Source organism: Halorubrum trueperi, assembly GCF_042662525.1.
GTDB lineage: Archaea > Halobacteriota > Halobacteria > Halobacteriales > Haloferacaceae > Halorubrum > Halorubrum trueperi.
Window position 1 is genome coordinate 360,051 of the sequence record NZ_JBHSXI010000001.1, and the last position, 26,976, is coordinate 387,026.

At 65.7% G+C, this 26,976-nt stretch carries 27 protein-coding genes and 1 tRNA gene; 15 read left to right on the top strand and 13 right to left on the bottom strand.

The annotated features are described in order from the left end of the window. Positions 1–18: 18 nt before the first annotated feature. Positions 19–1,173, bottom strand: a complete 1,155-nt coding sequence (locus ACFQEY_RS01765; protein WP_379764198.1) for an SPFH domain-containing protein — start codon at positions 1,171–1,173, stop codon at positions 19–21. A 173-nt stretch (positions 1,174–1,346) separates the two neighbouring features. Between ACFQEY_RS01765 and ACFQEY_RS01770 the strand changes: the two genes are divergently transcribed. Next, on the top strand, positions 1,347–2,099 hold the full coding sequence (locus ACFQEY_RS01770) for a protein sorting system archaetidylserine synthase (RefSeq protein WP_379764200.1): 753 nt from the start codon (positions 1,347–1,349) through the stop codon (positions 2,097–2,099). Between the two features lie 40 nt (positions 2,100–2,139). Here the strand turns inward: ACFQEY_RS01770 and psmB are convergent, their stop codons facing one another. Then, on the bottom strand, positions 2,140–2,871 hold the full coding sequence (psmB, locus tag ACFQEY_RS01775) for an archaeal proteasome endopeptidase complex subunit beta (RefSeq protein WP_379764202.1): 732 nt from the start codon (positions 2,869–2,871) through the stop codon (positions 2,140–2,142). Positions 2,872–3,025: 154 nt separating this feature from the next. Next, positions 3,026–3,625, bottom strand: a complete 600-nt coding sequence (locus ACFQEY_RS01780) for a hypothetical protein (protein WP_379764204.1) — start codon at positions 3,623–3,625, stop codon at positions 3,026–3,028. A 180-nt stretch (positions 3,626–3,805) separates the two neighbouring features. Here ACFQEY_RS01780 and ACFQEY_RS01785 point away from each other — a divergent pair, with 180 nt between their 5' ends. Continuing rightward, positions 3,806–4,330 (top strand): halocyanin domain-containing protein, encoded by a 525-nt coding sequence (locus tag ACFQEY_RS01785; protein WP_379764206.1) that lies wholly within the window; start codon positions 3,806–3,808, stop codon positions 4,328–4,330. A gap of 15 nt (positions 4,331–4,345) precedes the next feature. Here the strand turns inward: ACFQEY_RS01785 and ACFQEY_RS01790 are convergent, their stop codons facing one another. Continuing rightward, on the bottom strand, positions 4,346–4,864 hold the full coding sequence (locus ACFQEY_RS01790; RefSeq protein WP_379764207.1) for a hypothetical protein: 519 nt from the start codon (positions 4,862–4,864) through the stop codon (positions 4,346–4,348). Positions 4,865–5,128: 264 nt separating this feature from the next. On the opposite strand from ACFQEY_RS01790, the gene ACFQEY_RS01795 reads away from it, so the two are divergent. Further along, complete coding sequence (locus ACFQEY_RS01795) at positions 5,129–5,404, top strand: cytochrome C oxidase subunit IV family protein (RefSeq protein WP_379764209.1); 276 nt, start codon at positions 5,129–5,131, stop codon at positions 5,402–5,404. A 177-nt stretch (positions 5,405–5,581) separates the two neighbouring features. Further along, positions 5,582–6,331 carry a GNAT family N-acetyltransferase gene (locus tag ACFQEY_RS01800; protein WP_379764211.1) on the top strand — a complete coding sequence of 250 codons (750 nt, stop codon included), beginning with the start codon at positions 5,582–5,584 and terminating at the stop codon, positions 6,329–6,331. A gap of 16 nt (positions 6,332–6,347) precedes the next feature. On the opposite strand, the gene ACFQEY_RS01805 is transcribed toward ACFQEY_RS01800, so the two are convergent. Both ACFQEY_RS01805 and ACFQEY_RS01810 read right to left on the bottom strand, forming a co-directional pair. After that, on the bottom strand, positions 6,348–7,340 hold the full coding sequence (locus ACFQEY_RS01805) for an NAD-dependent epimerase/dehydratase family protein (RefSeq protein WP_379764213.1): 993 nt from the start codon (positions 7,338–7,340) through the stop codon (positions 6,348–6,350). Between the two features lie 52 nt (positions 7,341–7,392). Then, positions 7,393–7,533 (bottom strand): hypothetical protein, encoded by a 141-nt coding sequence (locus ACFQEY_RS01810; protein ID WP_379764215.1) that lies wholly within the window; start codon positions 7,531–7,533, stop codon positions 7,393–7,395. A gap of 79 nt (positions 7,534–7,612) precedes the next feature. On the opposite strand from ACFQEY_RS01810, the gene ACFQEY_RS01815 reads away from it, so the two are divergent. Beyond that, positions 7,613–8,128: a DUF7575 domain-containing protein gene (locus ACFQEY_RS01815; RefSeq protein ID WP_379764217.1), complete on the top strand. Its 516-nt coding sequence runs from the start codon at positions 7,613–7,615 to the stop codon at positions 8,126–8,128. Positions 8,129–8,204: 76 nt separating this feature from the next. Here the strand turns inward: ACFQEY_RS01815 and ACFQEY_RS01820 are convergent, their stop codons facing one another. Next, positions 8,205–10,703: a cbb3-type cytochrome c oxidase subunit I gene (locus ACFQEY_RS01820; RefSeq protein WP_379764219.1), complete on the bottom strand. Its 2,499-nt coding sequence runs from the start codon at positions 10,701–10,703 to the stop codon at positions 8,205–8,207. Then, positions 10,700–11,458, bottom strand: a complete 759-nt coding sequence (gene coxB / locus ACFQEY_RS01825) for a cytochrome c oxidase subunit II (RefSeq protein WP_379764221.1) — start codon at positions 11,456–11,458, stop codon at positions 10,700–10,702. The genes ACFQEY_RS01820 and coxB overlap by 4 nt, the downstream gene beginning before the upstream one ends. Before the next feature lie 366 nt (positions 11,459–11,824). Here coxB and ACFQEY_RS01830 point away from each other — a divergent pair, with 366 nt between their 5' ends. Beyond that, the gene (locus ACFQEY_RS01830; protein ID WP_379764223.1) at positions 11,825–12,244 is read left to right on the top strand and encodes a hypothetical protein; all 420 of its coding nucleotides are present in this window, start codon (positions 11,825–11,827) and stop codon (positions 12,242–12,244) included. 133 nt (positions 12,245–12,377) lie between these two features. Here the strand turns inward: ACFQEY_RS01830 and ACFQEY_RS01835 are convergent, their stop codons facing one another. After that, positions 12,378–12,578 carry a VNG_1110C family protein gene (locus tag ACFQEY_RS01835; RefSeq protein ID WP_379764225.1) on the bottom strand — a complete coding sequence of 67 codons (201 nt, stop codon included), beginning with the start codon at positions 12,576–12,578 and terminating at the stop codon, positions 12,378–12,380. 155 nt (positions 12,579–12,733) lie between these two features. Here ACFQEY_RS01835 and ACFQEY_RS01840 point away from each other — a divergent pair, with 155 nt between their 5' ends. The 4 genes from ACFQEY_RS01840 (at position 12,734) to ACFQEY_RS01855 (ending at position 16,917) form a co-directional block, all read left to right on the top strand. Further along, the gene (locus tag ACFQEY_RS01840; protein WP_379764227.1) at positions 12,734–13,843 is read left to right on the top strand and encodes an OBG GTPase family GTP-binding protein; all 1,110 of its coding nucleotides are present in this window, start codon (positions 12,734–12,736) and stop codon (positions 13,841–13,843) included. A gap of 418 nt (positions 13,844–14,261) precedes the next feature. Next, positions 14,262–15,449: a redox-regulated ATPase YchF gene (locus ACFQEY_RS01845; RefSeq protein ID WP_379764229.1), complete on the top strand. Its 1,188-nt coding sequence runs from the start codon at positions 14,262–14,264 to the stop codon at positions 15,447–15,449. Positions 15,450–15,525: 76 nt separating this feature from the next. Continuing rightward, the gene (locus tag ACFQEY_RS01850; protein ID WP_379764231.1) at positions 15,526–16,356 is read left to right on the top strand and encodes an amidohydrolase family protein; all 831 of its coding nucleotides are present in this window, start codon (positions 15,526–15,528) and stop codon (positions 16,354–16,356) included. 75 nt (positions 16,357–16,431) lie between these two features. Next, positions 16,432–16,917: a DUF371 domain-containing protein gene (locus ACFQEY_RS01855; RefSeq protein WP_379764233.1), complete on the top strand. Its 486-nt coding sequence runs from the start codon at positions 16,432–16,434 to the stop codon at positions 16,915–16,917. Positions 16,918–17,069: 152 nt separating this feature from the next. Here ACFQEY_RS01855 and ACFQEY_RS01860 read toward each other — a convergent pair whose 3' ends face one another. Further along, entirely contained in the window at positions 17,070–17,672 is a 603-nt protein-coding gene (locus tag ACFQEY_RS01860) for an NUDIX hydrolase (RefSeq protein WP_379764235.1), read from the bottom strand. 163 nt (positions 17,673–17,835) lie between these two features. Here ACFQEY_RS01860 and proS point away from each other — a divergent pair, with 163 nt between their 5' ends. The 3 genes from proS (at position 17,836) to ACFQEY_RS01875 (ending at position 22,057) form a co-directional block, all read left to right on the top strand. Beyond that, positions 17,836–19,368 (top strand): proline--tRNA ligase, encoded by a 1,533-nt coding sequence (gene proS / locus ACFQEY_RS01865; RefSeq protein ID WP_379764237.1) that lies wholly within the window; start codon positions 17,836–17,838, stop codon positions 19,366–19,368. A 103-nt stretch (positions 19,369–19,471) separates the two neighbouring features. Next, positions 19,472–20,707, top strand: coding sequence for a DUF7096 domain-containing protein (locus tag ACFQEY_RS01870; protein ID WP_379764239.1), 1,236 nt, complete (start codon positions 19,472–19,474; stop codon positions 20,705–20,707). Between the two features lie 111 nt (positions 20,708–20,818). After that, positions 20,819–22,057, top strand: coding sequence for a helix-turn-helix transcriptional regulator (locus ACFQEY_RS01875; protein ID WP_379764241.1), 1,239 nt, complete (start codon positions 20,819–20,821; stop codon positions 22,055–22,057). A gap of 27 nt (positions 22,058–22,084) precedes the next feature. Here ACFQEY_RS01875 and ACFQEY_RS01880 read toward each other — a convergent pair whose 3' ends face one another. Both ACFQEY_RS01880 and ACFQEY_RS01885 read right to left on the bottom strand, forming a co-directional pair. Beyond that, the gene (locus ACFQEY_RS01880; RefSeq protein WP_379764243.1) at positions 22,085–22,216 is read right to left on the bottom strand and encodes a rubrerythrin-like domain-containing protein; all 132 of its coding nucleotides are present in this window, start codon (positions 22,214–22,216) and stop codon (positions 22,085–22,087) included. A 1,237-nt stretch (positions 22,217–23,453) separates the two neighbouring features. After that, positions 23,454–23,596: transfer RNA gene (locus ACFQEY_RS01885), tRNA-Gln, on the bottom strand. Between the two features lie 166 nt (positions 23,597–23,762). Here ACFQEY_RS01885 and ACFQEY_RS01890 point away from each other — a divergent pair. Continuing rightward, a complete protein-coding gene (locus tag ACFQEY_RS01890; protein ID WP_379764244.1) occupies positions 23,763–24,299 on the top strand; it encodes a hypothetical protein in 537 nt (178 codons plus the stop codon). Positions 24,300–24,338: 39 nt separating this feature from the next. On the opposite strand, the gene ACFQEY_RS01895 is transcribed toward ACFQEY_RS01890, so the two are convergent. Further along, entirely contained in the window at positions 24,339–25,460 is a 1,122-nt protein-coding gene (locus ACFQEY_RS01895; protein WP_379764246.1) for a hypothetical protein, read from the bottom strand. A gap of 219 nt (positions 25,461–25,679) precedes the next feature. Here ACFQEY_RS01895 and ACFQEY_RS01900 point away from each other — a divergent pair, with 219 nt between their 5' ends. Beyond that, positions 25,680–26,948: a DUF7504 family protein gene (locus ACFQEY_RS01900; protein ID WP_379764248.1), complete on the top strand. Its 1,269-nt coding sequence runs from the start codon at positions 25,680–25,682 to the stop codon at positions 26,946–26,948. Positions 26,949–26,976 lie beyond the last annotated feature (28 nt).

The following is a 26,976-nucleotide window of genomic DNA, read 5'->3' on the forward strand; positions in this document are numbered from 1 at the left end:
CAGTCGATTTTCGCCGGATCAGGTTTCGCGTTCGACCTCGCCGTCCGCGACGTCCTCGCCGCCTGCGCTCTCGTCGTCCATCTCCTGGATGACCTCGTCGGCTGACTTGATGTTCGCGCCGGCGTCTCCGGCTTTCACGGCCTCGGCCTCCTTCTCCAGCTCCTCGACGTCCATCTCGGCGGCCTCGTCGATCTGGCCCAGGATCTCGTCGATGTTATCGAGCCCGAGCATCGTCCGGGTCTCCTCGTCGAACTCGCCGCTCTCTAAGCCCTCCATCTGCTGGACGTCGGAGCCGGAGAGGGCCTTGCCGTACCGGCCGACGAGGCTGGTGAGTTCCTGGGGGAGAACGAACGTCGTGGACTCGCCCTTGCCGATCTCTTCTAAGGTCTCCATGCCGCGCTCGATGATGGCGCGCTCGCCCATCGACTCGGCGGAGCGCGCGCGGAGAACGGTCGAGATGGCGTCCCCCTGTGCTTCGAGGATCTGGCTCTGTTTTTCCCCCTGCGCGCGGATGATGTTCGACTGCTTGTCCCCCTCCGCCTGCTCGACCGCGGAGCGCCGTTCCCCCTGCGCTTCGAGAATCATCGCCCGCCGCCGACGCTCGGCGGAAGTCTGCTGTTCCATCGCCTGTTGAACGTCCTTCGAGGGGTTGACCTCGCGGACCTCGACGCTCTCGACGCGGATCCCCCACTCGTCCGTCGGCTCGTCCAGCTCTTTGCGGATCTTCGCGTTGATCTCCTGGCGCTTGTTCAGCGTGTCGTCGAGCTCCATGTCGCCGAGGACGGCCCGCAGGGTGGTCTGTGCGAGGTTCGAGACGGCCTTCTTGTAGTCGTCAACTTCGAGGAACGCCTTCTTCGCGTCCATCACCTTGATGTAGACGACCGCGTCCGCCGTCACCGGCGAGTTGTCCCGCGTGATCGCCTCCTGACGAGGGACGTCGAGCGTCTGCGTCCGCATGTCGAACGCGTACGTTCGCGAGACGAACGGCGGGATGAGGTTGATGCCCGGTTCGAGCAGCTTCCGGTACTCGCCGAACACCGTGAGCGTCTCCTTCTCGTAGGCGTCGACGATCTCGAACGACTGCCAGAGCGTGATGATCACCAGCAGCAAAAAGAGCAAGCCGATGCTCACCAGGCCGAAACCGAGGCCAGCTTGGAGGGTAATCGTATCCATACCCGGAGTTGGGCCATCCGACGCTTAATACTTCGCCCGACGGGCGCGTCGCCGCGAGCAGACGAATTGCCGGATCGCCGCGGATCGCCGCTCCGATATCCTCCCGAGCTGTCGGACTCGTCCACCCTCCGCGGATAACAAACCCTAAAACCCGGCTCGTCGACCGATCCGGTATGTATCTGCGGTTCGTCGAGCGGCTCGGGCTCGCCGACGCGGTGACGGTTGCGAACGCGGCGGTTGGCTTCCTCGCCGTCGTCGCCGCCACGATCGATGTCGAGGTAGCCGCCCGGCTGATCCTCCTCGCCGCGGTCGCCGACGGGCTCGACGGCGTCGTCGCCCGCCACCGGGGGTCGACAGACGCCGGCCCGTACCTCGACTCGCTGGCCGACGTCGCGTCGTTCGGCGTCGCCCCGGCGGGACTCGTCGCGTTCCTCGTCCTCGACGCGCGGTCGTTCGAGAGCGATCCGGCGTTCGTCGCCGTCGGCGTCGCCGCCGGGGCGCTGTTCGTCGCGATGGCGGTCGCTCGTCTGGGGATGTACACCGCCTACGACAGCGACGATCGGGAGACGGTTGGCGTGCCGACGACGCTCGCCGCGACGGTCCTCGCCGCGGCGGTCATCGCCGGGTATACCTCGCCGGCGCTGCTCGTCGCGGCCACCGCGGCCTTCGCCGTGCTCATGGGGTCGACGATCACCTACCCGGATCTCCACGCGCAGGACGCGCTCGTTATGGGCGTCGTGCAGGCGGCCGTGATCCTCACGCCGGCCGGCCACATGGTCACGTCCGCCCTCCCGCCGTGGATCGGCGAAGGGTTCGCGTTCGCGCTGCTGTTTTTAGCGTGCGGGTACCTCCTCCTCGGTCCGCGATTCTACTGGGGTGACGGGATCCGGTCGCCGCCCGAGAACGCGGCGGATCGGCGTGCCTGATCGAACGAGGTGACAAGAAGAACGAACGGGAGCGGAGCGTCTACAGCAGGTCGTCGAAGTCCTTATAGCGGGTGATGTCGACGCCCTCGTCGGTGACGACGGCGACGTTGATCCCGTTTCCGGACGCGAGGTCTCGCTCGACGGCGGACTGGATCGCCTTGGCGGCGACGCCTTTCGCCTCGTCGACGGTGAGCTCGTCGTGGTACTCCTGTTCGAGCACGCCGAGGGCGTACTGGGAGCCGGAGCCGGTGACGGTGTACTCCTCTTCGGTCGTTCCGCCGAGGGCGTCGATGGAGTAGATGTGGGCACCGTCGTCGTCGACGCCGCCGAGGATCGGCTGGACGATGAAAAAGGCACCCGTTCGCAGGAGGTTCCCGGTGAGCGTGGAGAGCGCCTCCATCGACATGTCCTTGCCGCGACGGGTCTCGTAGAGGCTGGTCTCGGCTTTGAGCGTCGAGATGAGGTTCTGCGCGGCGGAGACGGATCCGGCGATGGTGAGCGCGCCGCGGGGGTGGATCTCCTCGACCTTCTGGACGTCCTTCGAGGAGACCATTCCGCCCATGGAGGCGCGCATGTCCGTCGCCATGACGACGCCGTCGGCGGTTCGGATGCCGACGGTCGTCGTCCCGGTCTTCATCTCGCCCTCGCCGTCGGCCTGCGCCGCGCGGCGTTCGCTGTGTTCGAACTCGCCGAGCTCCGGACCGAAGACGGGCTGGTCGCGGCCCAACTCCTCGGCCGGTCCGTCGGAGAGGTCGCCAGTCGGTGTTCGCATTACGCCTCTGTTGGCCCGGCGCGCAGATAAAGGCAACCCTTCGGGGACCGCCCGCCGGTTCCGACGAGCCTATTCGTCGTGGCCGGTAGTCGGCCGACGGCGGCGGCGTCACGGACCGGCCGCTCCGATCCAGTCGGGATAGCTGCGACGGCGATCACTTCGGCGAAGCCGGGCCGATCACGTCGTCGTCGACTCGTCGAATGCTCTCTGCCAATCGAGAGCCGTCCGGAACCGCGTCGAGGAACGGTTCGGAACCGAACGGCGCGTCGCCATTCACTGAGACCAACCCGAGGTCGACGGGGTCACCGTCGAGGCCGGTGACGAACGCGACCATTCGGACCGCCGGCACGTCGTCGACGCGGGCCGCGACGTCGACGGAACCGTACAGCGATCGATGCGTGGCGACGTGGTGCACGCACGTCGGCGTCGGAGCGAAACACAGCAGGTAGCGCGCCCCAGGCTCGGTCCGGCCGAGCTTGGGTCGGATGGAGTGAGAAGAATCGGCATGGAAGTACCGCTCCATCCGTCGGTACTGCCGGAGGACTTCGTTCGCGCCGGTCGCGCGCCGAACCGCGGCATCGCCCTTGAGTTCGATGACGTGGTCGACCCGCTCCGGCGTCCGGAGACGAACGTACACGTCTGCGACCCCGCGGCGTCCGTCCGCGTCGTACGGCTCCTCCAGCCGTATCTCGGGGTCGCCGTGGGCGGCCGCGTAGTGGTCGACGACGCGCGCCGCGAGCTCGTCCTCTCGCATGCGCCGACATACGGTTTCACCGCCGATAAAGTCGCCGACGGCGGGTCGTCACCGAGCACCGTTCCACCGCCGCGAGACGGGTTCCGAACGATCCGAGACGGACGCCGATCCGCCGCGAAACGGTCTCACATTCCGAGAGTCGTCAAGGGGTTTGTAAGGCTCGACCCCCTACGATCAACGATGTCTCACAGACTGTCCAGACGGCGGTACGTCGCCGGAACCGGGGCCGCGCTGACGCTCGGAACGCTCGCCGGCTGTTCCGGCGGCAGCGACGGTGGTGACGGCGGGAACGGCGGGAACGGCGGCGATGACGGCGGGGAAGCTCTCGACGACGTCCCGAGCGAGATCGACGAGTACCTCTCCGCCGGCGAGGCTCGCCTGTACGACGGCACCATCGACGATTACACCAGGCAGGACGAGGTCACCGTCAGCGTCGGTGCGGGAGACGTGGGCTTCGCGTTCGATCCGGCGGCGATCCGGATCGATTCGGGAACGACCGTCGTCTGGGAGTGGACAGGCGAGGGCGGCGCGCACAACGTCGTTTCCGCGGAGGAGTCCGCATCCGACTTCGAGAGCGGCGACGCCGTCGACGACGAGGGCGCGACCTTCGAGCAGTCGTTCGACGACGCCGGTATCCAGCTCTACTACTGCTTGCCGCACGAAACGAGCGGGATGATCGGCGCGATCGACGTCGTCGAGAGCTAACGCCGCCGAATTCCGCTACGGGAGGTGTGACCACCGCACGTCAACGATCCGGTCGTGCTCGCTCGTGACGGTCGGCCGCGCGAGGTGATCGTTCGCGTTGACACCCGCGTCCGCCAGCCGCGAGAGCGCCTCTTCGAGCGTTCGATCGGAGCGGTCGACAGACGAGTCGCGGACGTACGGAGCGTCGACTGGTTCAGACCGCTCGTTCGCGATATCGATCTCGTCGGTGAGGCCGCTCCCGATCGCGTGGGGGGGTTGGTGGAACCGCCAGTCGCCCACCGCGAGGAAGAGCCAGACGTCACCGTTGATGGCGTGATACTCCCCGGTAACGTGTGACGAATCGTGGGCGACGACGCGAGAAAGGACGGCCGTCTTCGTTCGGTACAGCGCGTCCTTGCGCGCCGAACGAACGTTGCTCTCGGTGACGTCGCCGCGCTCGTAGGCGGCGGTCGCCTCGTCGGCGAACTGCTTTGCGATCTTGTTGACGACGTACAGCGATTCGAGCAGGTCGTCCGTCGGTTCGAGCGGGTCCACGGTAGGTCCGGTCGGCTGTCTGCGACCGACGTGTGCTCGGCGCGTCGAGCGGATATGCGTTTCGGGGTCGAACTCGGGAGGATCTCGGGTGGATCCCCGAAGCCGTCTCGTGGCGATTTCGGAGTCGATCTCGGGATGGATCACGGGGCGATATCTGGGTGTCTCCGGGGCGATCTCCGGGTCGATCTTTGGGTGCGCAGGTTCCTCGGCTGTCGGTTCCGATGGTTAATTCTTTAAGCACCCGGACGAAGGAACAGGCAAGCAATGTCGTCCGACTCCGTCAAACTGTACTCGGCGATATACGTCGCGCTCCTAGTTGCAGCCACCCTCAACTTCGTTCTCTTCGAGGCCGATTTTCTCAACTTCACGTACGCGCAGCAGCTCGGCGGTACGATGGTGATCGCGACGGTCAAGACCCTACTCATCGTCGCGTACTTCCAGCACCTCCGGTGGGAGAACCGCTCTCTGACCTACGTGATGTCGCTCGCGCTGGCGTTGACCATGCTGCTGATGGCCGCAGCGACGTACTCCATCTCGTAATCGACGCCAGCGAGTTCCGTACCGAGGGGCAATCACCGAACCAAGCGTCGCTCACCGAACCAAGCGTCGCTCACCGAGCCAAGCGTCGCTCACCGAATCGAATTGTAGTCACCGAACCGGGCGGTATATTTGACGGGTTCGGGCGTGTTTTTTGTAGTTCCGAGTGAACACCGTGGTATGGAACTCCGTACCGCAACGACCAACGACATTGACGCGATCCGATCGGTCGCCCGCGAATCGCTTTTCGCCTCGTACGGCCACGCGGTCGACGAGGCGCTGCTCGCCGAGGCCGTCGACGAGTGGTACGACCCCGCCGACCTCGATACCGACATCGACGACGAGGACACCGTGTGCCCGGTCGCCCTCGTCGACGGGGAGGTGGTCGGGTTCGCCGAGAGCTACGTCGTCGGTCGGCGCGAGCGCGTGGGCGAGATCGACTGGCTTCACGTCCACCCGGACCACCGCGAATCGGGAATCGGCTCCGCGCTCTTGGACCGCGTCGAGTCGGAACTCCGCGCCGCGAAGGTCGATCGCATCGAGGCGCGCGTACTCGTCGCCAACGAGGCCGGCACCGCGTTCTACGAGGGCGAGGGCTACGAGCTCGTCGGGGAGCGGTCCGTGGACATCGGCGAGAGGACGTTCGACGAACGGGAGTACAGAAAGCAGATCAGCCGGTTGACCGGCATCTCCGAGGGCGTCGTCGAAACCGACGACGGTAGAACCGTGTACGTCGCCTTCGACGAGAGCGAGCGCGGATCGTCCGCCCCGTTCTACGTCGCCTACGTTGACGAGGATCGGGAGCGGCGATACGGGTACTTCTGCGGAAACTGCGAGGGGACCGACATCGCTATCGACACGATGGACCGGATGGAGTGTATGGACTGCGGGAACCGGCGGAAGCCGTCCCGCTGGGACGCCGCTTACTGAGCCGCGCCGGACGGTATCACAGCGTCTCTTTCACGCCGAGAACGCGCTCTTCCGCATCGCGACCGGGGTCCCACTCGCCGCCGTCGCGCTCGGCGTCGCGGTGCTCCGTCACCGTCCGCGACATCGCCTCGTCGACGGGCGTCGACTCCCAACCGAGGTCGGCGAGCGCGCAGGTGTCGAGCAGGTGTGGATACTCGCGGTACAGGACGAAGTCGGCGGGTTCGAGCCCGCCGGCGGCGAGGGCGTCGGCGCTCGCGCGTACGACCTCGCAGTCCGTGCCGGCCGCGTCCGCGATGGCCTCCAGCGTTTCCTCCAACGTGAGTACCCGTCTGTCGCCGACGTTGTACGCGGTGCCGGGATCCCCGCGCTCGGCGACGATCCGCAGCGCGCTCGCGATGTCCTCGACGTACGCGCGGTGCCAGAGGTTCTGTCCGTCGCCCGGAACGACGACGCGGTCGTACGATCGCACGCGATCGATCCAGTAATCGAGACGCTCCGTGTAGTCGTACGGCCCGTAGACGATACACGGACGTACCGCCATCGCGTTGACCCCCTCCTCGGCGGCGTCGAACACGGCGCGGTCGCCCTCCGCCTTCCGATTGCCGTAGGTGTCTGATCCGCTGTCGACCGCCTGCTCCTGCGTACACGGACGGAGCGGCGTCTCACCCTCGCGTTTCGGAACCGTTTCGATTGCATAGCTGTCGCCGGACGAGATATACACGTATGCGTCGACGTCCGCGAACACGTCGGTAGCGGTCTCGACGTCGGCCGGCTGGTAGGCCACGCAGTCGATGACGATGTCGGGCTCGACGGACAGCTTCGCCGCTCGGAGGTCGCGTTCGTTCTTCCGATCTCCCTCGACGCGGGTCACCCGATCGTCGTCGGCGAAGGGGTTCCCGTGGTTCCCGCGGTTCACCATCGCGACCTCGTATCCGGCCGTGAGCAGTTCGGAGACGGTATGACGGCCGATGAACCGCGTGCCGCCGATGACGAGCGCCGTGTCGGTCATACCGGCGATGGGCGGAGCACACGCAAAAGCGTGATCGAACCGGAACGACGCGTCAGTCCCCGTCGCGCGGACCGTCCCCGCGCCAGCGGAGATAGAGGAAGTACGCGATACCCAGTCCGAGGACCCACGTTCCGACCCCGAACACCGCGTAGCCGAGTCCGATGAGGAACTCTCCGGTCGGGACGCCGAACATACACCGACTCGGCGTCTCGACCACATAAACGCTCCGAGCGAGGGGCAGCTACTCGGTCCCGGGGCCCGTATCGACGGCCATGAGCGATAGCAGTCGACGACGCCCGTGGCTCGCGGCCGCGTTGGCGCTCGTGGTATCGGGACTCGGCCACGCGTACCTCCGGCGCTGGGCGCGCGCGTTCGGGTGGTACGTGGTCATCACCGCGACGCTCGTCTTCCTGGTTCCGGACGCTGCCGTCGAGGGTCTCTTCGCGGGCGACCCCCCACCGCTCGGCGAGATCGCGCCGGCGGTGCTCGTCGTGTCCGCCAGCGTCGTCGACGCGTACGTCGTCGCGATCCGGAACAATCGCGAGCATGAGCGACGGACAGCGGCCGTTGACGACATCCGGACGGGCGATCGCGGTGAGCCGTCAGGGAACGCGTCACGAGACGAACAGAAGGAAAGCGGGAACCACACGGTGTCGAGCACGGCGAGCGCGGCGAGGGCAGAACGCACCTCCACGACACCGACCGGAGATACCTGTCCGCACTGCGGCCGAGAGACCGACTCGGATCTCGACTTCTGTAAGTGGTGTGCCGAAGCGCTGGACGAGTGAGACGGCTCGAACGTAGCGGTCAGTTCGAACGTTACTCGGGACGGTCCTCAAAAAACAAGACGGTCCCGCCGTGCCCTCAGAAGAGGTAGAACAGCGGGAAGATGAACACCCAGACGATGTCGACGAAGTGCCAGTAGAGTCCGAAGTACTCGACCGGCCGCTCGTCGTCCAGGTAGTGTCCCTGGTAGGCCCTGTAGAACAGGAACATGGCGATCACGAGTCCGATGACCACGTGAATCCCGTGAAGACCGGTCGTCACGTAGTAGATCGACGCCTGGATCGGCTCGCCGTGTGCGTTCTGTGACAGCGTGACACCGCGGTCGAAGACCTCGTGGTGCCACTCCCACATCTTGATCCCGAGGAACGTGAACCCGAGCAGGATCGTCGAGCCCAGCGACGCGAGCAGTCCCTGTCGGCTGTTCCGGTGAGCGGCGACGAGCGCGAGGATCACCGTGAACGAGGAGGTGATCAGCACGAACGTGTTAATCAACCCGGGTAGCGACTCGGTCAGCGGTGACCACGTGCGCCAGCCGGCGTTGTACCGGATGAACACGGCAGCCGAGATGAACGCACCGAAGACGATCACGTCGGACGCGAGGAAGAACCACATCCCCAGCTTCACCTTCTCGACGCCGTTGAACGGCCATCGCTCGGCGAATTCGCTGGGCGGCGCGTAGAAGTCCTCCACCCCCCACTTCACGCCTGCCCAAATCATTCCCGCCACTCCGAGAAGGACGAAAGCGGGATACACCGGATTCGCGACCGTGATGCTCGTGGTGGCGAGCGTCTCGCCGATCGAGAACTCGAGCGAATCGTTGAATCCGGAGAGCCCGAACAGGAAGAACCCGGTCGCCAGCGAGAGGGCGAACGGCCAGATGCTCGCGTGGCTCGGATGCTTGTCCCAGTAGGGATACTCCGTGATGTGTTCGGAGTGGCTGTCACCGCCGTCGGTCGCCGCGTTGCCGTCCGAGTCGGTCTTCACGGCGGGGCCGCCGTCGGGCACGTAGTCCTTGACGAACTCCAGTTTACCGGAGGCGTACGAGGGACGGTTCGGCCAGTTCTCTAACGGCGGCGGCGAGGAAATCGCCCATTCGGCGGTCCGCGAGTAGTCCCACGGGTTGTCTCCCGCATCGGGCCCGGAGACGTACGACTTCGCGAAGTTGTAGAACATGATGAAAAAGGAGAATCCGAGCATGAACGCTCCGATCGTCCCGATCTGGTGGTAGAACTGGAACGCGGGATTGTACTCGAAGACGCGCCGCGGGGTTTCCCACCCGAGGAACATCGAGAAGTACACAGCGTTGAATCCGATGAAGAAGATCACGAAGTGGATCTTCCCGAGGAACTCGTCGTACATCTTCCCGGTCATCTTCGGGAACCAGTAGTACGCGGCACCGAACAGCGCCGTCGCGCCGCCGAACATGACGTAGTGGAAGTGCGCGACCACCCAGTAGGTCCCGCGGAATTCGTAGTCGAGGACGATCGCGCCGAGGAACACGCCGGTGATCCCTCCGAGGATGAAAAGCAGGAGGGCACCGAACGCGAAGAGGAACGGCGTCGTGAACTGGATGCGCCCCTTGATCAAGGTGTAGATCAGCGAGAACACCACCAAGTCGAACGGTAGCGAGATACCGATGGTGGTCGCCATCATCAGCGTCTTGATCTCAAGGTTGATCGTCGTCAGGAACATGTGGTGCATCCACACGAGGAACGACTGAACCGAGATCAGACAGATCGCGATGATGACCCACTTCCGACCGACGAGGCGACGCCCGGAGAACGTCTGGAAGAGCTCCAACATCGCGCCGAGCGCCGGGAAGAACACGATGTACACCTCTGGGTGGCCGAAGAACCAGAACAGGTGACCCCACAGGAGGGATCCGCCTTCGGTCGCCGAGAAGTACACGCTGCCGAGCACGCGGTCGGACGCGAGGATGAGTCCCACCGCGAGCAGCGCCGCGAACGCGAACAGCATCATCCACACCGTCGCGAGCATGGACCACGTGAACATCGGCATGTCCATGATTCCCATCCCCTCGGCGCGCGAGTGGTGGATCGAGGTGAGGAAATTCACCGTCGACGCGGTGACGCCGATGACGAACATCGCGAGCGCGAGCACCGCGCCGGTCGACCCGATGCTCGGGGTGTACATGGGAATGTTGAGCGGGGCGTACATCGTCCAGCCGGCGCTCAGCGTGCCGCCTTGGAAGAAGCTGATCCCCAGCAGCACGCCGGAGAACAGGTACATCCAGTACGACAGGGCGTTCAGACGCGGAAATGCGAGGTCGTCGGCCCCGATCTGTAGCGGGACGAAATAGTTCGCGAACCCGAACCCGAACGGTGAGAGGAACCAGAACACCATTATCAGCCCGTGGGCGGTGACGGCCTCATTGTACGCCATTCCGGAGAGAACCTGGTTCGCCGGGTCCCACAGCTGGACGCGGATCAGCAGCGCGAGCACGCCGCCGAAAAGCAGGAAGAACAGCGCGGTGATCGTGTATAAGATCCCGATATCCTTGTGGTTCGTCGTGACGAGCCAGCGCTTGACGGACGTCGTCGGCGGGAGTTCGCTCACGCGGGAACACCCCCGACGGCGGTGCCGTCGATGCGCGAGGCGTTCTCACCCTCGGTGCCGGCGTACCACTCCTCCCACTCGTCTTCCGGAATGACGGTTATCTGTCCCTTCATCGCGGAGTGGCCCTGTCCGCAGAGCTCGAAGCACTCGACGGTGTAGGTCGCTTCGCCGCCCTGTGCCTCAACTTCCTCGGAACTCACGGAGAACCAGTTGGTGCTGGTCTCTCCGGGGATAGCGTCCGATTTTATCCGTAACTCCGATGAGCCGAAGCTGTGCCACACGTCTCGTGAGGTCACTTGGATGTCGATCCGCTGGTCGGCGGGAACGATCAGTTCCTCGGTCTGGGTGTGCCCGTTGGGATACTCGTATTCCCAGCCGAACTGGTAGCCTTCGACGAGGATCTCGATATCGCCCTCTTCGCCCGCGTCCGGTCCCTCCTCGACGTAGAGGAGAATTCCGTACGCATACACGACGAGGCTGATGACGACGATCGCGCTCAATCCGAACGAGAGGAAGAGCTTCTTGGCCTTCGGACCGCCCTGTCCCGTCGGGAGCTCGCCGACAACCGGCGCGTCGAAGTCCTCTTTCGGCTCTCCACCGTCGTCGCGGTATTTGTACACGTTCCACAGCATGTACGCAACGACGATGGTACCGATGAGGGTACCTAACGCGAGAAAGACGAAGAATATCTCGTCGAAGACCTCCGCCTGCGCGCGCCAGTCGCTCCCCTGTTGCAGGATAAGTGAATCTATCATGTTCGTCACTCTGCTCTTGTACCCTCCTTGGCGATGGTACACTTAGCTCTTGTGTAGCGCGACGAGAAGCGATACACGGGAGTCCCAAAGGACGCTCGCCGGGACTCCCCTCTAACGACCGCTGACTGGAGAAATACGTGCGGATCGACGGTGACGAACGGCGCGGACAGAAGGGGGTGTTCTCACGTGCTGCGCGCATCGATGACCAACGCGTTCAGTCACTGAAACGGGCGTGTGCTCCGCGGCGAAACCGCGCGTATGTTCCGCACGGAAACGGGCCGAGTATACGAAGACTATTTGTACGCGCGAACGGACCGCCTAACAACGACCACCATGGTTTCACTCACGCTCTTGAGCACGGCACTAATGGGGCTACTCGTCGTGGCCACCTTCGTCGCCGTCGCACGGATCGGCGCGCAACGCACCGCACCGGGCGCGGACGGCTCGGACAGGTACGCGGCGGTTACGGGAGCGCTCCGCGATTTCACCGGGAAACCGATCGTCTGGGCCGTCGCGTTCATCGCCGTAACCGTCGGCGTCGGCGCGATTACCCTCCTCGCTGTCGGCGACTTCGGACTTCCGGAGGGACTGTCCGGGAGCCTCTTGACCGTCGTCTACGCCGCCGTCGGCCTCATGTTGACCGGCTTCGTCTTCCTGGGCGCGTACTTTAGCGCCCGCGGTCGCGGCCTCGGTAACGCACACGGCGTCGCAGCCGGTTCGTTCGCGACGGGACTGGTGTTCCTTCTGGTCATCGCGATTCAACTCCTCGTCGGCATTGTCGGCTGATCGGCATTGTCGGCTGATCGGCATCGTCGGCTGATCGGCATCGTCAGCAGATCGGTGAGAAACTGGTCCGAAGTGGATCTCGATCGAGAGTGGTATCGATCGGGGGTACCGTGGTGTCCCGGTCGAAAGTCGATCAGGCGACGGCGACGCCGTTGCGGGCGAGATAATTGCTTGCAGCCTTGATTTCGACCGGACTCCCGATGATCCGGTAGTACCCGTCCGTCTCGACGACGGTGACCGTGAACTCTTCGTGAAGCCGGTCACAAAGTCCGTCGAGCGCGTGGCAGGGGAGAACGATCTGCGTGCTATCACGGAGACTCGACGGATCGGGCATTCGACGTACGTGTCGATCTCCCGTCTCGAATATAACCGTGTCGAAGTATCGACACGACGGTCAGGAGGTGTCGATCCGAGATCGACGCCGCTCTCTGCCGCCTCGGTCGGTCGGAAAGAACACCTTTAACGAGACGAGCGGCCGACTGTACGCCAATGGGACTGGAGGACGAGATCGAGGACCTCCGCGAGGAGATCGCCAACACGCCCTACAACAAGGCCACCGAGGCCCACATCGGGCGGCTGAAGGCGAAGCTCGCGGAGAAAAAAGAGAAACTGGAGAACCAGTCCTCCGCCGGCGGCGGTCACGGGTACGCCGTCGAGAAGCACGGCGACGCGACCGTCGCGCTCGTCGGGTTCCCGAGCGTGGGCAAGTCGACCCTCATCAACGCCCTCACCAACGCCGACAGCGAGGTCGGCTCCTACGAGTTCACGACGCTCGACGTCAACCCGGGCATGCTGATGTACCGCGGCGCGAACATCCAGATCCTCGACGTCCCGGGGCTCATCGAGGGGGCCGCGGGCGGACGCGGAGGCGGGAAGGAGGTCCTCTCGGTCGTCCGGACCGCGGATCTGGTCGTGTTCATGCTCTCCGTCTTCGAGATCGAGCAGTACGACCGGCTCCGCGAGGAGCTGTACAACACGAACATCCGGCTCGACACGGAACCGCCGAACATCAACATTCGGAAGACGCACAAGGACGGCATCGGCGTGACGATGAGCGACGAGGTGAGCCTCGACGAGAACACCGTCAAGCAGGTGCTCCGCGAGTACGGGTACGTTAACGCGAAGGTGACGATCCCACACGATCTCACGATCGACGAACTGGTCGACGCCGTCATGGACAACCGCGAGTACCTCCCGTCGATGGTCACCGTGAACAAGGCCGATCTCATCGACAAGAGCTACCTCCCGACCGTCAAGGAGGAACTTCGCGAGCGCGGCCTCGATCCGGACGACGTCATCTTCATCTCTGCCGAAGAGGAGCTCGGCCTCGACGGGCTCAAAGAGCGCCTCTGGGAGGAGCTTGGCGTGATCCGTATTTATATGGACAAACCCGGGCGCGGCGTCGACTACGAGGAGCCGCTTGTCCTCTTCGAGGGCGACACTGTCGGCGACGCCTGTAAGAAGATCGGCGGCGAGTTCGAGGAGCGATTCAAGTTCGCTCGCGTCTCGGGCCCCAGCGCGAAACACGACGACCAGCAGGTCGGCAAGGGCCACGAGCTGGCCGACGAGGACGTGCTCCGGATCGTCGCTCGAAAGTGAGATTTTAAATGGGTGTTGACGGCGGATCGACGGAAGATACGTCCAACGCCCCAGTCGATTATTTATAAGTGATCGTTGCTGGCGGCGGTGCGGTAAACACATCCAAAGCCCCAGCCGCGACGACTCGCGACTGCCCCTTTGAGTCCCACCCCACACAGCACCGCAGCCCCACACCTCCCCAGCCTCGCCGCTTCGCGCCTTATAAAGGCGCTCACGGCGTCCAGCGAGGCGCAAAGCGCCTCTGGCAGCCGGCGGCTCCGCCGCCGGCGACCTCGCGCGATTCTGCTCGCGGCCTGTCGGCCGCTCGCAGGCGCACGCCACCGCGACAGCGAGTCGGTGATGCCGCCGTCCTTTTTATACTCCAAGCGTCGTCGGAGCCGACCGAAAGGCGCTTTTCGCGCGGCCGCGACCCACGACCATGATCACGGTCGCGCTGGCGGGGAAACCGAACGCCGGGAAGTCCACCTTTTATACCGCCGCGACGATGGCCGACGTCGACGTGGCGAACTACCCGTTCACGACCATCGACGCGAACCGGGGGGTGACGTACGTCCGGACGGAGTGTCCCTGTCTCGCCCGCGAAGAACGCTGCGGCAACGAGAACTGCCGCGAGGGGAAGCGCTACGTTCCGATCGAACTGCTCGACGTGGCGGGACTGGTTCCGGGCGCACACGAGGGGAAGGGGCTCGGCAACCAGTTCCTCGACGAGCTGACGAACGCGGACGTGGTGGTGAACGTCGTCGACGCCTCGGGGGCGACGAACGCCGAGGGCGAGCCCGTCGAAGTCGGTGCTCACGACCCCCTCGACGACGTGGACTTCGTCGAGGAGGAGATGGACCTGTGGCTCGCCGGGATCGTCGACCGCAACTGGGAGGGCGTCGAGCGGAAGTCGCGCTCGCCCGACTTCGACCTCGACGAGTCGATCACGGATCTGTTGACGGGGTTCGGCGCGAGCGAACACGACGTGACGACCGTCCTCCGCGGGCTGGAGTACCCCGACGATCCGAAGGCCTGGACCGGCGACGACCGCGAGGCGCTCGCGCGGGCGATCCGCCGGCGAACCAAGCCGATCGTCGTGGTCGCCAACAAGGTCGACGCCGCGCCCGACGACGCGGTCGACCGGATCCGCGAGGGCACGGACAAGCCAGTCGTGCCGGCGACCGCCGACGGCGAGCTGGCCCTGCGGCGCGCGGCGGAGGCGGGCGTCGTCGACTACGACCCGGGCGACGGCGACTTCGAGATCGTCGGCGAGATCTCGGACGGACAGCGGGCGGGGCTGAACGCGATCCGGGAAGCGATGATCGAACACGGCGGGACGGGCGTCCAGACCGCGCTGAACGCGGCCGTCTACGACCTGCTCGATCGGATCACCGTGTACCCGGTGCAGGACGCCGCGAAGTGGACCGACGGGACCGGGACCGTCCTCCCGGACGCCTTCCTGCTTCCGGCGGGTTCGACCCCGCCGGACCTCGCGTACGCGGTCCACACGGACATCGGGGAGGGATACCTCCACGCGGTCGACGCTCGCTCCTCGCGGCGGATCGGTGAGGATCACGATCTGGCCGAGGGCGACGTGATCAAGATCGTCTCGACGGCGGGACCGTGAACGAAGCAGACGGCCGCTCCGAGCGGCGAGCGTGAGATCGACAGGCACATGCATATCGCCCGAGAGGGGTCGGTAGATGCTCGGGCTGGAACACGACTTCCGGATCGTCGACACCCGCGTGACCCTCGATCCGGACGAGTCGTCGGTCGCCACGCACGGCCGGGACATCTCCCCCGAGCGGCTGGAACGGGAGATGCTGCAGGCGGGCGTGGTCCGCGCGGTCGCGAGCCCGGGCCGTCGCGCTGCCGGGCGGAGCTACCTGCGCGCGAACAACGCGGTCGCGCGGCTTTCCATCGACCGTCCGTTCGTCGCGTTCGCGCGGCTCAACGGTCCCCGAGACTCCGGAAGCGGCCCGTTGGCGGCCGTCAAGAACCTCCGCGCGGAGCGCGAGGACCACCACGCGCGCCCGGACGACGTGGAGCAGTACTCGTACGACGATCGGTTCCACGGATTCACGCTCGTTCCGCACGCCGACGGGCTCCCGAACGAGGACGTGCTCGTCCGCCTGGAGGCCGCCGATCTGCCTCTCATCGTCCACGCCGGGAGGGAGTTTCCGCCCGAAGCGGTCGAGCGCGAGCTGCTCGACTACGACCTCCCCATCGTCCTCGCGAGCTTCGGCGGATACCCGCTCGACGCCGACCTGATGAATCAGACGCTCGACCTCCTCGACGAGTACGATCGGTTGTACGTCGATACGAGCGCCGTTCGCTACCGCGAAGTCCTCGAACGGGGCGTGCTCGAACACCCGGACCGGGTGCTGTTCGGCTCCGGCGCGCCGGACGCGCATCCGAACGTGGGCGTGATGGAGGTGCTCACGCTCGACGTCTCCGAGGATCTGATGCGTCGCGTGTTCGCGAAGAACCCCGCTCGGCTGATCCCCGCGGTCGCCGAGGGTGCCGACGTCTGAGCCGTCCGCGACGCCGGAACCGGTGCGCGGTCCGAGACGGTACCCACTTGTCTCGCCGCCGCCGACGTGACGACCATGAGCGACGCCGAGACTGGGGCCGACGACGCCGCGGCCGACGACCCACACGTCGAGACCGTCCGCGCATCCGGCCACGAGCACGTGACCGCCGAGCACGCGAGCACGTTCGAGTTCACGACCGACGACTGGCTCACGCCCGCCGGCGACTGTATCGTCGCCGTCGAGGCCGACCGCGCACCCCGTGATTTCTCCTCCGAGTTCCGCGAAGCGTGCCGGGATCCGACGGCGACAATCGTGGCGACGATCGTTGTCGACGCCGGTGACGAGGAGTTCCGTGCGTCGATCGCGGGCCGCGGCGATCCCGGTCTCACTCTCCTCGACGATCGTTCGATGGTGGGGCGGACGAGCGACTACACCGACGACGAGCGCACGATACTCGTCGACGCCGACGGCGCGGCCGCGGACCTCGATCGCGACCTCGTCGCCGCGCTTGCGGACGGAGCGCCGGTGACGGTGCGGCTCGCGGTCGAGCCGGCGGAGTGAGAATATCGGAACGCCGTGGCAACGGGGTATTTAACTGCTGATGCGACGGCAAAGATCGCGAACGGACAAACGCTGTGGGCCGGTGGCGCACGCCTGCGGGCGGCCGGCAGGCCGCGAGCAGCATCGCGCGAGGTCGCCACGCTTGCGACGATCTATATCGGGAGCTCCGCGTCCGCGGCGACGGTGCGATCCACCTCGTCGGGCACCCGCCAGTCGGTGGCGCGTTCCAGTAATTGGACGACCATCCGGCCGGTTACGCCCCAGACGGTGTAGCCGTCGACGTGGAAATAGTGGACGCGGTGGTCGCCGTACTCCGGGTGACCAAGCCGACGCTCGGACTCGTAGTTCGCCGAGTCGGTCAGCCCGCTCACGGGGAGCACCGCCACCTCCGCGACTTCGGACTCGTCGGGGACGTACTCGCGGTCGGGCGCGACGCCGACGAACGGCCGGACCGCGTAGTCGGAGGCGGTCCGGGTGTCGTCGATTCGGCCGACGATGTCGACCTCCTCGGAGCGCATCCCGACCTCCTCGTTCGCCTCCCGGAGAGCGGTGTCGGTCAGGGTCCGATCAATCGGTTCGCGGCCGCCGCCGGGAAAGCTCATCTGTCCGGGGTGGTTCCCGAGGTGCGAAGCCCGCTTCGTGAACAGCAGGTGGGCCTCGCCGCCGCGCTCGATGACGGGGGCCAGCACGGCCGCCTCCCGGCGCGCCCCGGTGACCGTCCCGGGCGTGTGTCGACGCAGCCCAGACAGGTCCATGTCCGGAGGTAGGCACCCGAACCGGGTTAACGTTTCTCCGCACTCCGGGAATCCGAAACGACCGCCTCCCGTCGGTCGATCGGGACGCGCGGCGGTCGATATTCCGGACTCCGTCCGCGCGGCTTCGGACGTTTTAAGCCCGCGACCCACGCGTCTGTGGATAATGAGCGACGACGGCCAGGAGCTCGGGATCACCGAGTCCAAGTCACACAACACCGGCGAGTGGTACGCCGAGGTCGTACAGAAGGCGGGGCTGGCCGACTACGGCCCCGAGGGGATGAGCGGATTCATCGTCACCCGACCGCGCGCGTATGCGATATGGGAGCGCTTGCAGGGGTTCCTCGACGCGAAGTTCAAGGACACCGGCGTTCAGAACGCCTACTTCCCACTGTTCATCCCCGAGTCCTACCTCGAACGCGAGAAGGATATCGTCGAGGGGTTCGATCCGGAGGTTGCGTGGGTGACCGAGGCGGGCACGAAGGAACTGGAAGAGCGGCTCGCGGTCCGACCCACCTCCGAGTCGATCATCACGCCGTACATCAGTCAGTGGGTTCGCAGTCACCGCGACCTGCCCCTCCGCGTGAACCAGTGGTGTTCGGTCGTGCGCTGGGAGGCGACCGAGACGAAGCCGTTCTTCCGCACGAAGGAGTTCCTCTGGCAGGAAGGGCACACGGCCCACGCCACCGACGAGGGCGCGTGGGACGAGACGCTCACTCGGCTCGGCCAGTACGAGTCGGTGTACGAAGACCTGCTCGCGATCCCCGTGTTGAAGGGCCAAAAGCCCGACCACGACAAGTTCCCCGGGGCGGACACGACGACGACGGTGGAGGCGCTGATGCCCGACGGGAAGTCGGTACAGGGCGCGACTTCACACCACCTCGGTCGGTCGTTTGCCGAGGCGTTCGACATCACCTTCTCCGACGAGGACGAGGAGGACCGCGTGGCGCACACGACCTCGTGGGGGCTCTCGTGGCGCGCGCTCGGCGCGCTGATCATGACTCACTCCGACGAACAGGGGCTCGTGCTCCCGCCCACGGTCGCGCCCGAGCAGGTCGTCGTCGTCCCGATCTGGCAGGAGGACACGAAAGGCGAGGTGCTGGCGTACGCCGAGGGTGTCGCCGAGGACCTCGACGACGCGGATATTCGCGTCGAGCTCGACGATCGCGACGAGCGCAACCCCGGGTTCAAGTTCAACGAACACGAGCTCAACGGCGTCCCGCTCCGGATCGAGATCGGCCCGCACGAGGTCGACGACGACGAGCTCACGCTCGTCCACCGACCCGACGGCGAGAGCGTCGTCGAGGATCGCAAAGGCGTCGCCGAGACGGTCCGCGATCACTTCGACGAGGTCTACGCGAAACTGTACGCCGCCGCCGAGGAGACCCTCGACGGGGAGGTCCGCGAGGCGGACGACCGCGCGGGGATCCTCGGCACCCTCGGACAGCACGGGGGCTACGTGAAGACGCCGTGGTGCGGCGACGAGGCGTGCGAGGAGCCGATAAAGGAGCCGATGGCCGCCGAGATCGTGATGGTTCCGTTCGAGGACGACGATCCGCTTGTGGACCACGGCGATGACGGCGACGACGGCGACGACGGCGACGGCGAAAACGGCGACGGCGAGGATCACGGCGACGAGACCTGTGCGATCTGCGGCGACGACGCCGAGCGGACGGCGTACTTCGCGAAGTCGTATTGACCTGTCGAATCGGCGGTACGACCCGCTCCTGGCCTCTTAATTCGCGTTGATCCGGCTTAACGGAGATCCATTTATATACGGATCTGTCGCGTACCCTCTCGTGATGAACCGAGGTATCGCACTTCTCGTCGCCGTCGTTGTGATCGTCGCCGCCGTCGGCCTGACCGGTCTCGCCGCGGCCGGACCGGTCGGCCCGGCCGGAACGGTCGTCGCGCAGGACGATCCGGTGTCGACGAGCGGGACGAGCGGGACGAGCGGGACGAGCGGGACGGACGAGGCGAGCGGGGCCGACGCGGAGGATCGGTCGGCGGACATCAGCCCGGGCGAGCGGCTCTCCGGAGTGATCGGCGTCCAGCGCGCCGAGATCGACGGCGAAGTCGACTCACGGTCGTTCGAGATCGGACTGAACCGGTCGGAGACCGCCGACGAGCGGGCCGAACTGGTCGCCGAGCGGATCAACCAAACCGAGCGACGACTCGACGCGATCGAGCGGCGACAGCGTGAGCTCCGTGAACGCCGCGACGCCGGCGAGCTGAGTCAGGGGGCCTTCGCGGCCCGAATGGCGGAGACGAGCGCCCGCGCCGACACCGCGCGACGGGAGGCCGACCGGAGCGCCGCCGTCGCTCGTGACATCCCCGCAGCGGCCAGGGAGCGCCGCGGCCTCGACGAGGAGCGGCTGAACGCGGTCCGAGACCGGGCGAGCGAAGCGACCGGCCCGGAAGTCGCCGCGGCCGCCCGCGACGTCACCGGCGGCGATGTCGGCGGACCGCTCGCCTCCGACCGGCGGGGACCGCCGGCAAACGTCCCGGTCAGCGGAACGGATCGCGGGAACGGAACCTCGCCGAACGCCACCGACGGTGCGGGCGCGGGTGGCTCCGGCGGGAACGGCGGACCGGGAGCGAACGGAGTCCAGGGCGAGAACGGGGTCCGGGCCGTGAACGACTCCAGCGAGACGATCGGACCGACCGAAAGAACCGGGGGAACTGGCCCCGAAACCAACGGACCGAACGCGACCGGCGAGGGAACCGAAACCGGCGAGGCGGACGATACAAACCGTCCGACCGACGGGACGTCGGGAGCAACCGGGGTGAGCCGACCGGACGAAACGAAGGGCTCGAACAGCGGGAGCGACGCAGGTGACGGTTCGGGTGGTGCGGTATCGTCGTCCGACACGCCCGGCGAAACCGCGAACGCGAGCGAACGGCGGTCGGTGCGAGCCGCGAGCGGTGAGGTAATACGCTGGCTGTCGTCGCTTCCATCGACGGTGGAGGCGGGCGCTCTGGACCTCTCGGATGCGCGTCCGCTCGATTTTGCATCCGCTCGATTTCGTGTGCGGTGAGTGAATTTCGCGTGCGAGCCCCACACCCGAACTCACCGAGCGACCGCTCGGTCCGGCGGTCCGCATTTCGAGATGGGAAGCGATTTACCCGGCCCCCGTGAGTACTCGTTCGTGCAGCGAACGGTGTCCCTTCTCGTCGTGGCGACGGTCGTCTTTGCCGTCGGATTCGCCGCCGTCGGCGGCGCGTCCGGTGCGTCCGGCGTCCCCGCGGGAGGGCTCGAACAGATGGACGTCGACGCGGACGACGTCCTGATCGACGTGACCGTCGAGCCGGACGGCGACGCCGTTTGGGAGATACAGTACCGGGTGCGGCTGTCGACCGACGACGAGGAACAGGCGTTCGAGGACCTCCGCACGGACGTCGAGTCCGATCCCGACGCGTACACGAATCGATTCCACGACCGAATGGCGTCGACGGCCGCCGCCGCCGAGAACGCGACCGGTCGCGAGATGGCGGTGTCGAACGCGACCGTCACCGCCGATCGACGGGAGCTTCCGCAGTCGTACGGCGTGCTCACCTACCGATTCGAGTGGCGCGACTTCGCGGCGGTCGACGACGATCGGATCGTGATCGGCGACGCGATCGACGGCATGTTCCTCGACGAGGCCTCGTCGCTCATCGTCTCGTGGCCGGACGGGTATCGACTCGCCGAAACGTCTCCCGCGCCCACGGAGACCCGCGAGGGCTCGGTCGTGTGGCGGGGGCCGGTCGATTTTACCGAAGGACAGCCCCGAGCGACGATCGAACCCGACGGGGTCCTCGGCGGCACGGTCCCGATCGTCGCCGCGCTCGTCGTCGCCACGCTCGTCGTCGCCGTCGGCGTCGCGTACCGTCGGCGGCGAGACGGGATCGGGGCCCCAGTCCTCGAATCGGTCAGGGGCGTCTGGACGGATTCGTCCCGCGAGAGAGACGGAGGCGACGCGTCGGTCGGATCGGGCGATTCCGTCGGGCCAGGCGACTCCGCAGGGGAGGATCGCCCGGCTGCCGGTGTCGACGGGGACGCGAGCGTAGACGGGGCGGCGGTCCGAGCGGGATCGGGCACGAGCGAGACCGACGATGCCGGAGCCTCGACGGTAGACGAGGACCTGTTGAGCAACGAAGAACAGGTTCTTCGACTCATCGAGTCGAACGGCGGCCGGATGAAACAGAAGCGGGTGGCCGAGGAACTGGACTGGACCGCCGCCAAGACGAGCCAGGTGGTGACCGGGCTCCGCGACGACGACGAACTCGACGGATTCCGACTGGGCCGCGAGAACGTCCTCTCGCTGCCCGACTACGATGCGGAGTCCGCCGGTGACGCCGGGGACGACGACAACGGTGGGGACGAGAGCTCCGTCGACGGATCCTGACGCCCCGTCAACTGACCCCTGCCCTCGCTACAGGTCTCGCGAGCGCCCGAGGTGTTGTAGTGCGCCGCCACACTCACAGGTGCCGCCGGTCTCCCGCCGCGAACCGCATTTGAAACACTCGTACAGTTCTTTCGCCTTCATTTTGCACTCCGGTCGCATATTTGCTATTTGAATGGCTCGAACCCTAATCTCTACCCTAATATTCTTTACAGAGTACGGGACAATATCCGAGGGTAGGTAGACGAACGATCGGATTCAACCGCCGGCGGTCTGTGCGGCGGTCGGGTCGAGCGCAACCTCGCGGTTGACGGCGGTGATGAATCCGACAATACTCTCAATAGTCCCTGTTTGACGCGCTGAACGGATGTTTTAAGTCACTATCCCACCCCAGCGGTGTCGTTCCGTGGGAACCCTCGCGCTTCAGCGTGGGGAGGATGACAATGAAACCCGAATTTCAAGGCTGATCTTCAACTGAAACACCCGTTCCGTTGCCAATCGCCGCGTGATTGATTGCAAGAGTAGGGATCTCACTGCATTGGAGTCGGCGTTTATAAGTGCTCGAATGTGGTTGCTGGCGGCTGTTTATATATCGCTGCTGACGCGGTGAATCGCTGTGGTTCTGGCGTTGGTTGTTTATAAGTGATTGTTGCCGGCGCGGTGAACACGTCCAAAGCCCCAGTCGCGACGACTCGCGCGCTTTGCTGTGCTCCTCGTCACTCGTTTCACTCGTTCCTGCGGTGCTTACTGCAGCGTGCTTCGTCCCTGCGACTGCCCCTTTGAGTCCCACCCCCACCCTGACCGCAACCGCATCGCACCTCACGCCTCCCCAGCCTCGCCGCTTCGCGCCTTTATAAGGCGCTCGCGGCGTCCAGCGAGAATCGGAGATTCTCTGGCAGCCGGACGTAGTCCGGCGACCTCGCGGGCTCTCGCCGGCGGCTTCGCCGCCGGCTGTCAGAGGGACCTTCGGTCCCTCCCTACTCGCGCTCGCTTCAAAGCGAGCGCTCGGAGGCACGCCACCGCACCGCACGTTCATTCATAAGCAATCGACGCTACCACGCTCATCGCTTTTAAATATCAAGTCGCTGGCAGTGATTTGCAATACCCACTCCCGAACTCAATCGAGCGACGATCGGGAACGAACCGCTGTTTCAGTCGACCGGTCTAAAAAACTGGGTTTCAACGGGATCGCTGCGGGCGGTTCTCAATCGTCACGTGGTGGTAGCGGAACGATCTCAGATGGCTCCGTGCGACTATTCGTCCTCACTTCGTTCGGAGAATAGTCCCGGGCGAATCTCGAACCAGAGAAAGACGGTCGTCTCGTTTCACTCGACGCTGCGTCTTTCAGGGTTCGAATCCGCTGGACGTACCTGTGGCTCGCGAATCGCTCGTCGCAGGATAGTCCCGGGCGGATTCGAACCGCCGTCAATGGCTGACTTCGGGCATCCGACGGGCGTCACAGGTGACGGCCCGTGATCGCGTCGCGGCCGCGGACGGATTCCCTCCAAAGGCCATTATGATTGGCCACTACACCACGGGACTGCGTTTCCGGGTTGCTCGCGCGCACTCAAGTAGGTTACTTTTCCCGGACCGTCGGACACCCGCCGGAGACGACGAGGGTGAGCGGCCACCGACGCCCGAACCGATCCGTGTGGAATGGTATCGCATAAATTTATGTATATTGAAACTATCTTGTCGGATAGAAACTATGTCGAGACGCACGGCCGACTCGGAGGCGGGCCGCGGGAGCGCCGCGAGCCGTCGCCGCTGGACCGGCGTCACCGATCGCTCTCGGTCTGAGGGCGGTCGTTCGCTTCGCTCGGTCAAACCCACGACCGACCGACGATCCGGAGGGACGAACTCGCCGAGTACCTACGGGCGAAGCGCACTCTCCATCTCGGGGGTCGCGGTGCTGACGGCCACGAAGATGGCTGACGCGCTCACGACGGGCGTCGGCCTCCGGTTCGTGCCCGCGGTGTACGAAGCGAACCCCGTCGTCGATTCCCTGTTGTCCCGCGTCGGTATCGTGACCGGTCTGCTCGTGAGTTCCTTCGCCATCGTCGTCGCGATCACGGTGATCACGGAGGTCGCGTCCATCGCCGTCTCGATGCGTCGCCGAGACGGGCACCTGGCCCCGATCGTCCGGCTGACGGGGTACGGGATCCCGTCGGCGCTGTTCGCGGTCGTTGCCGTGTACAACGCGACGATCGTCGTCGCGGGACTGCGTGCTGTCGAACTGTTCTAACTGTCACGCCGTCGCCGACTGACGCCCGCAGCGGAGAATTCAGCGCTTGTCCGTCGAATCTCGCGGATCGATCGGGCCTCGCGGACCGGGCGAATTCCGCTGATCGGCGTCGGTGCGAAGCGTCGGCTTCGAGAACGGGTTCCACGAGTCGTCGGGCTCGATGTCGGTGAACGTCCGTTCGCAGCCGGGACAGGCGGGGTCGGTGAGGAGAGAGAAATCGACGTACGCGCCGCAGCTTTCGCAGTTGCCTCCGCTAACGTCCAGACGGAACGCCTGGCGTCGGAGTGCGGCGAGTTCGCGTCGGTTCCGGTCGCGGTCGGCGACGCTCTCGACGATCGGATCGACGTCGCCGAGCCGATCGTCGAGGCGGTCCGTCTTCTCGATGAGACGCTCGAACAACGACTCGATTTCGTCGAACTCCCCGTCGACCCAGGTTTCGAGCTCGCCGTGTGTCGATTCGATCTCGTCGAGAGTCTCCTCGACGTCCGCGACGCGCCGTTCCAGTTCCGCTGTGTCGCCGCCCGACTGCGTCTCGATCCGTTCGATCCGCTCGTGGAGGCGCGTGACGTCGTCTGCGATGCGATCGGTGAACCCGTCCTGTCTGGATCGCTGCTGTTCGACGTCGAGCGACAGGTCGGAGACCTGCCGTCGGAGTTCCGCGACGGTGTGAACCAGACTGATCTGGGTGTGTACCGAATTCCGAAGCTCCGCTATCTCGTCCGCGACGGCGTCCTCGGTCGACGAACCGTCCGCCGAACTGGATTCGTCGTCTCCGTCGCCGGAAGCGCGTTCGTTCGTCGGTTGTTCGTTCGGCCGCTGTTCGTTCGGCGGTCGTTCGTTCGTCGGCCGTTCGGTTTCCGTACGTCCATCGGCCGATCCGGCGTCGGGTTCGTCGGCAGATCGACGGTGTTCCGAGGCCGGAGGGCTCCAGTCCGGCACTCCGTCGATCGGATTCCTGTCGGGCGGGCGGGAACCGGATCCGCGCGTACCGGCGTCAGGAACGACGTCGCTCATCTCGTCGAGTACCCAGTAGGCGGAGACGAGCCGATTCAACAGCTCTTGTTCGTCGACATCGCGAGAGTCCGCGGTGTACCGAAGCCACTCTTGGAACGTATCGACGTCGACCGGAACCGACTCGTCCGCTTCCCAAGAGTCTGACACGGGGCCAATCTTAAACGTCCAGTAGCTTAACGGTTGTGCCGGGAGACGCTCCGAGGCGGCCTGTGCGATAGTTTTTTACTCTGAAATGACTACGCACTACGAAATGTGTGGGCTGGATCGCACCGAGAACACGCGGGGCTCCGGGAACGAACGAGCCGCGGTGCCGACCGGCGACCGGGTTCGGGACCCGCGGACCGTCGCGGCGCGATCGAGACGCCCATGAGCGATGACGGAGCAGACGACTCCCGGCAGGAGGAAACAGATCCGGACGGTAGCGGACACAGCCCGGACCGGAGATCGCGATTCGAGGCGCTATGGACACGGTTCGAGGACGACCGTGACGGTCGATCACGGAATCCGGACGATCCTCGCGATGGGACCACAGGCGGATCGACGGGGACGTCGACGGACGATTCGGATCGCGATCCGGACACCGACGGGACGTCGACGGACGATTCCATCGACGGGACGTCGACCGCCGATCCGAACTCGGACGACGCGGTGATCGCGCGGGAGCCCGCCGGCACCGAGGGACGGACCGACGAAGTCGATTCGTGGGAGTGGCTCGCGGACGGCAGGCCGGGCAGGGAGAACCCCAGCGAGAGTGAGGAAAGCGAGGAGAGTGAAGAGCGTGAAGCGAGCGAGGGGCCACCCGACTGGAGCCGGCAAACCGACCGATCCGACGCCGTCTCGGAACCGCCGCAGAGCGACGCCGAGCCGTCCCCGTCGGCTTCCGACCGACGACGGGCCGGGCGTGGAGAGGGACGAATCTGGGATCGTGAGCGATCCACGACTGACGGATCGCTTGACCGCGGTGCGATCGCGTCGGACGATACCGCGACCGAGTCGAACCGATCGATCGATTCACCGTCACCGGGTTCATTTTCCGAGGATGCCCCGGAACACGTCGATGGGGGACTCCCGAGCGGCGTGTCCGTCGCGCCCGGCACCAGCGTTCTCGTCCAGTCCGAATCGCGGGACGACCGGAGCAAACACGCCTGCCACGCGCTGTTGTACGATGAGAGAGACGGTACCGTACCGTACACGCTTCTCGTCCGGTACCAAGAGCTCGATCCGAGCCGTCTGGAGCGCCTCGCGGAGGGGTCTCACCGTCTCAAGCTGATCGCGATCGGCTACGGGCAGTCGGTGCCGGCCTCCGTCGACGACGCGGTCGACTGCGTGCGGATAACCAACCCGAACGACATCACGCGGCTGGGCATCGTCCTCTCCGGAACGATAGCGGATTGGTCGGACGACGACCGCCCGATCGCGGTCTGTTTCGACTCCCTCAACGTCGTGTTGAATTACAGAGACGTGAAGAGCACGTTCCGCTTCCTCCACGTGCTTCTCAACACGCTCCGCTCCGCCGACACGGTATCGCACTTTCACGTGGACCCCATCGCCGGGGACCCCCAGGACGTGAACACGCTCAAACCGCTCTTCGACGAAGTCGTCGCGATCGACTCCGTCGGGGTCCACAGAGAATGATGGATCTATCGACGACGACGCGGACGGA

Excerpts from the sequence above, each read along its gene's own strand:
- ACFQEY_RS01765 (WP_379764198.1), bottom strand. The coding sequence starts at position 1,173 with ATGGATACGATTACCCTCCAAGCTGGCCTCGGTTTCGGCCTGGTGAGC.
- ACFQEY_RS01770 (WP_379764200.1), top strand. The coding sequence starts at position 1,347 with ATGTATCTGCGGTTCGTCGAGCGGCTCGGGCTCGCCGACGCGGTGACG.
- psmB (WP_379764202.1), bottom strand. The coding sequence starts at position 2,871 with ATGCGAACACCGACTGGCGACCTCTCCGACGGACCGGCCGAGGAGTTG.
- ACFQEY_RS01780 (WP_379764204.1), bottom strand. The coding sequence starts at position 3,625 with ATGCGAGAGGACGAGCTCGCGGCGCGCGTCGTCGACCACTACGCGGCC.
- ACFQEY_RS01785 (WP_379764206.1), top strand. The coding sequence starts at position 3,806 with ATGTCTCACAGACTGTCCAGACGGCGGTACGTCGCCGGAACCGGGGCC.
- ACFQEY_RS01795 (WP_379764209.1), top strand. The coding sequence starts at position 5,129 with ATGTCGTCCGACTCCGTCAAACTGTACTCGGCGATATACGTCGCGCTC.
- ACFQEY_RS01800 (WP_379764211.1), top strand. The coding sequence starts at position 5,582 with ATGGAACTCCGTACCGCAACGACCAACGACATTGACGCGATCCGATCG.
- ACFQEY_RS01805 (WP_379764213.1), bottom strand. The coding sequence starts at position 7,340 with ATGACCGACACGGCGCTCGTCATCGGCGGCACGCGGTTCATCGGCCGT.
- ACFQEY_RS01810 (WP_379764215.1), bottom strand. The coding sequence starts at position 7,533 with ATGTTCGGCGTCCCGACCGGAGAGTTCCTCATCGGACTCGGCTACGCG.
- ACFQEY_RS01815 (WP_379764217.1), top strand. The coding sequence starts at position 7,613 with ATGAGCGATAGCAGTCGACGACGCCCGTGGCTCGCGGCCGCGTTGGCG.
- coxB (WP_379764221.1), bottom strand. The coding sequence starts at position 11,458 with ATGATAGATTCACTTATCCTGCAACAGGGGAGCGACTGGCGCGCGCAG.
- ACFQEY_RS01830 (WP_379764223.1), top strand. The coding sequence starts at position 11,825 with ATGGGGCTACTCGTCGTGGCCACCTTCGTCGCCGTCGCACGGATCGGC.
- ACFQEY_RS01835 (WP_379764225.1), bottom strand. The coding sequence starts at position 12,578 with ATGCCCGATCCGTCGAGTCTCCGTGATAGCACGCAGATCGTTCTCCCC.
- ACFQEY_RS01840 (WP_379764227.1), top strand. The coding sequence starts at position 12,734 with ATGGGACTGGAGGACGAGATCGAGGACCTCCGCGAGGAGATCGCCAAC.
- ACFQEY_RS01845 (WP_379764229.1), top strand. The coding sequence starts at position 14,262 with ATGATCACGGTCGCGCTGGCGGGGAAACCGAACGCCGGGAAGTCCACC.
- ACFQEY_RS01850 (WP_379764231.1), top strand. The coding sequence starts at position 15,526 with ATGCTCGGGCTGGAACACGACTTCCGGATCGTCGACACCCGCGTGACC.
- ACFQEY_RS01855 (WP_379764233.1), top strand. The coding sequence starts at position 16,432 with ATGAGCGACGCCGAGACTGGGGCCGACGACGCCGCGGCCGACGACCCA.
- ACFQEY_RS01860 (WP_379764235.1), bottom strand. The coding sequence starts at position 17,672 with ATGGACCTGTCTGGGCTGCGTCGACACACGCCCGGGACGGTCACCGGG.
- proS (WP_379764237.1), top strand. The coding sequence starts at position 17,836 with ATGAGCGACGACGGCCAGGAGCTCGGGATCACCGAGTCCAAGTCACAC.
- ACFQEY_RS01870 (WP_379764239.1), top strand. The coding sequence starts at position 19,472 with ATGAACCGAGGTATCGCACTTCTCGTCGCCGTCGTTGTGATCGTCGCC.
- ACFQEY_RS01880 (WP_379764243.1), bottom strand. The coding sequence starts at position 22,216 with ATGCGACCGGAGTGCAAAATGAAGGCGAAAGAACTGTACGAGTGTTTC.
- ACFQEY_RS01890 (WP_379764244.1), top strand. The coding sequence starts at position 23,763 with ATGTCGAGACGCACGGCCGACTCGGAGGCGGGCCGCGGGAGCGCCGCG.
- ACFQEY_RS01900 (WP_379764248.1), top strand. The coding sequence starts at position 25,680 with ATGAGCGATGACGGAGCAGACGACTCCCGGCAGGAGGAAACAGATCCG.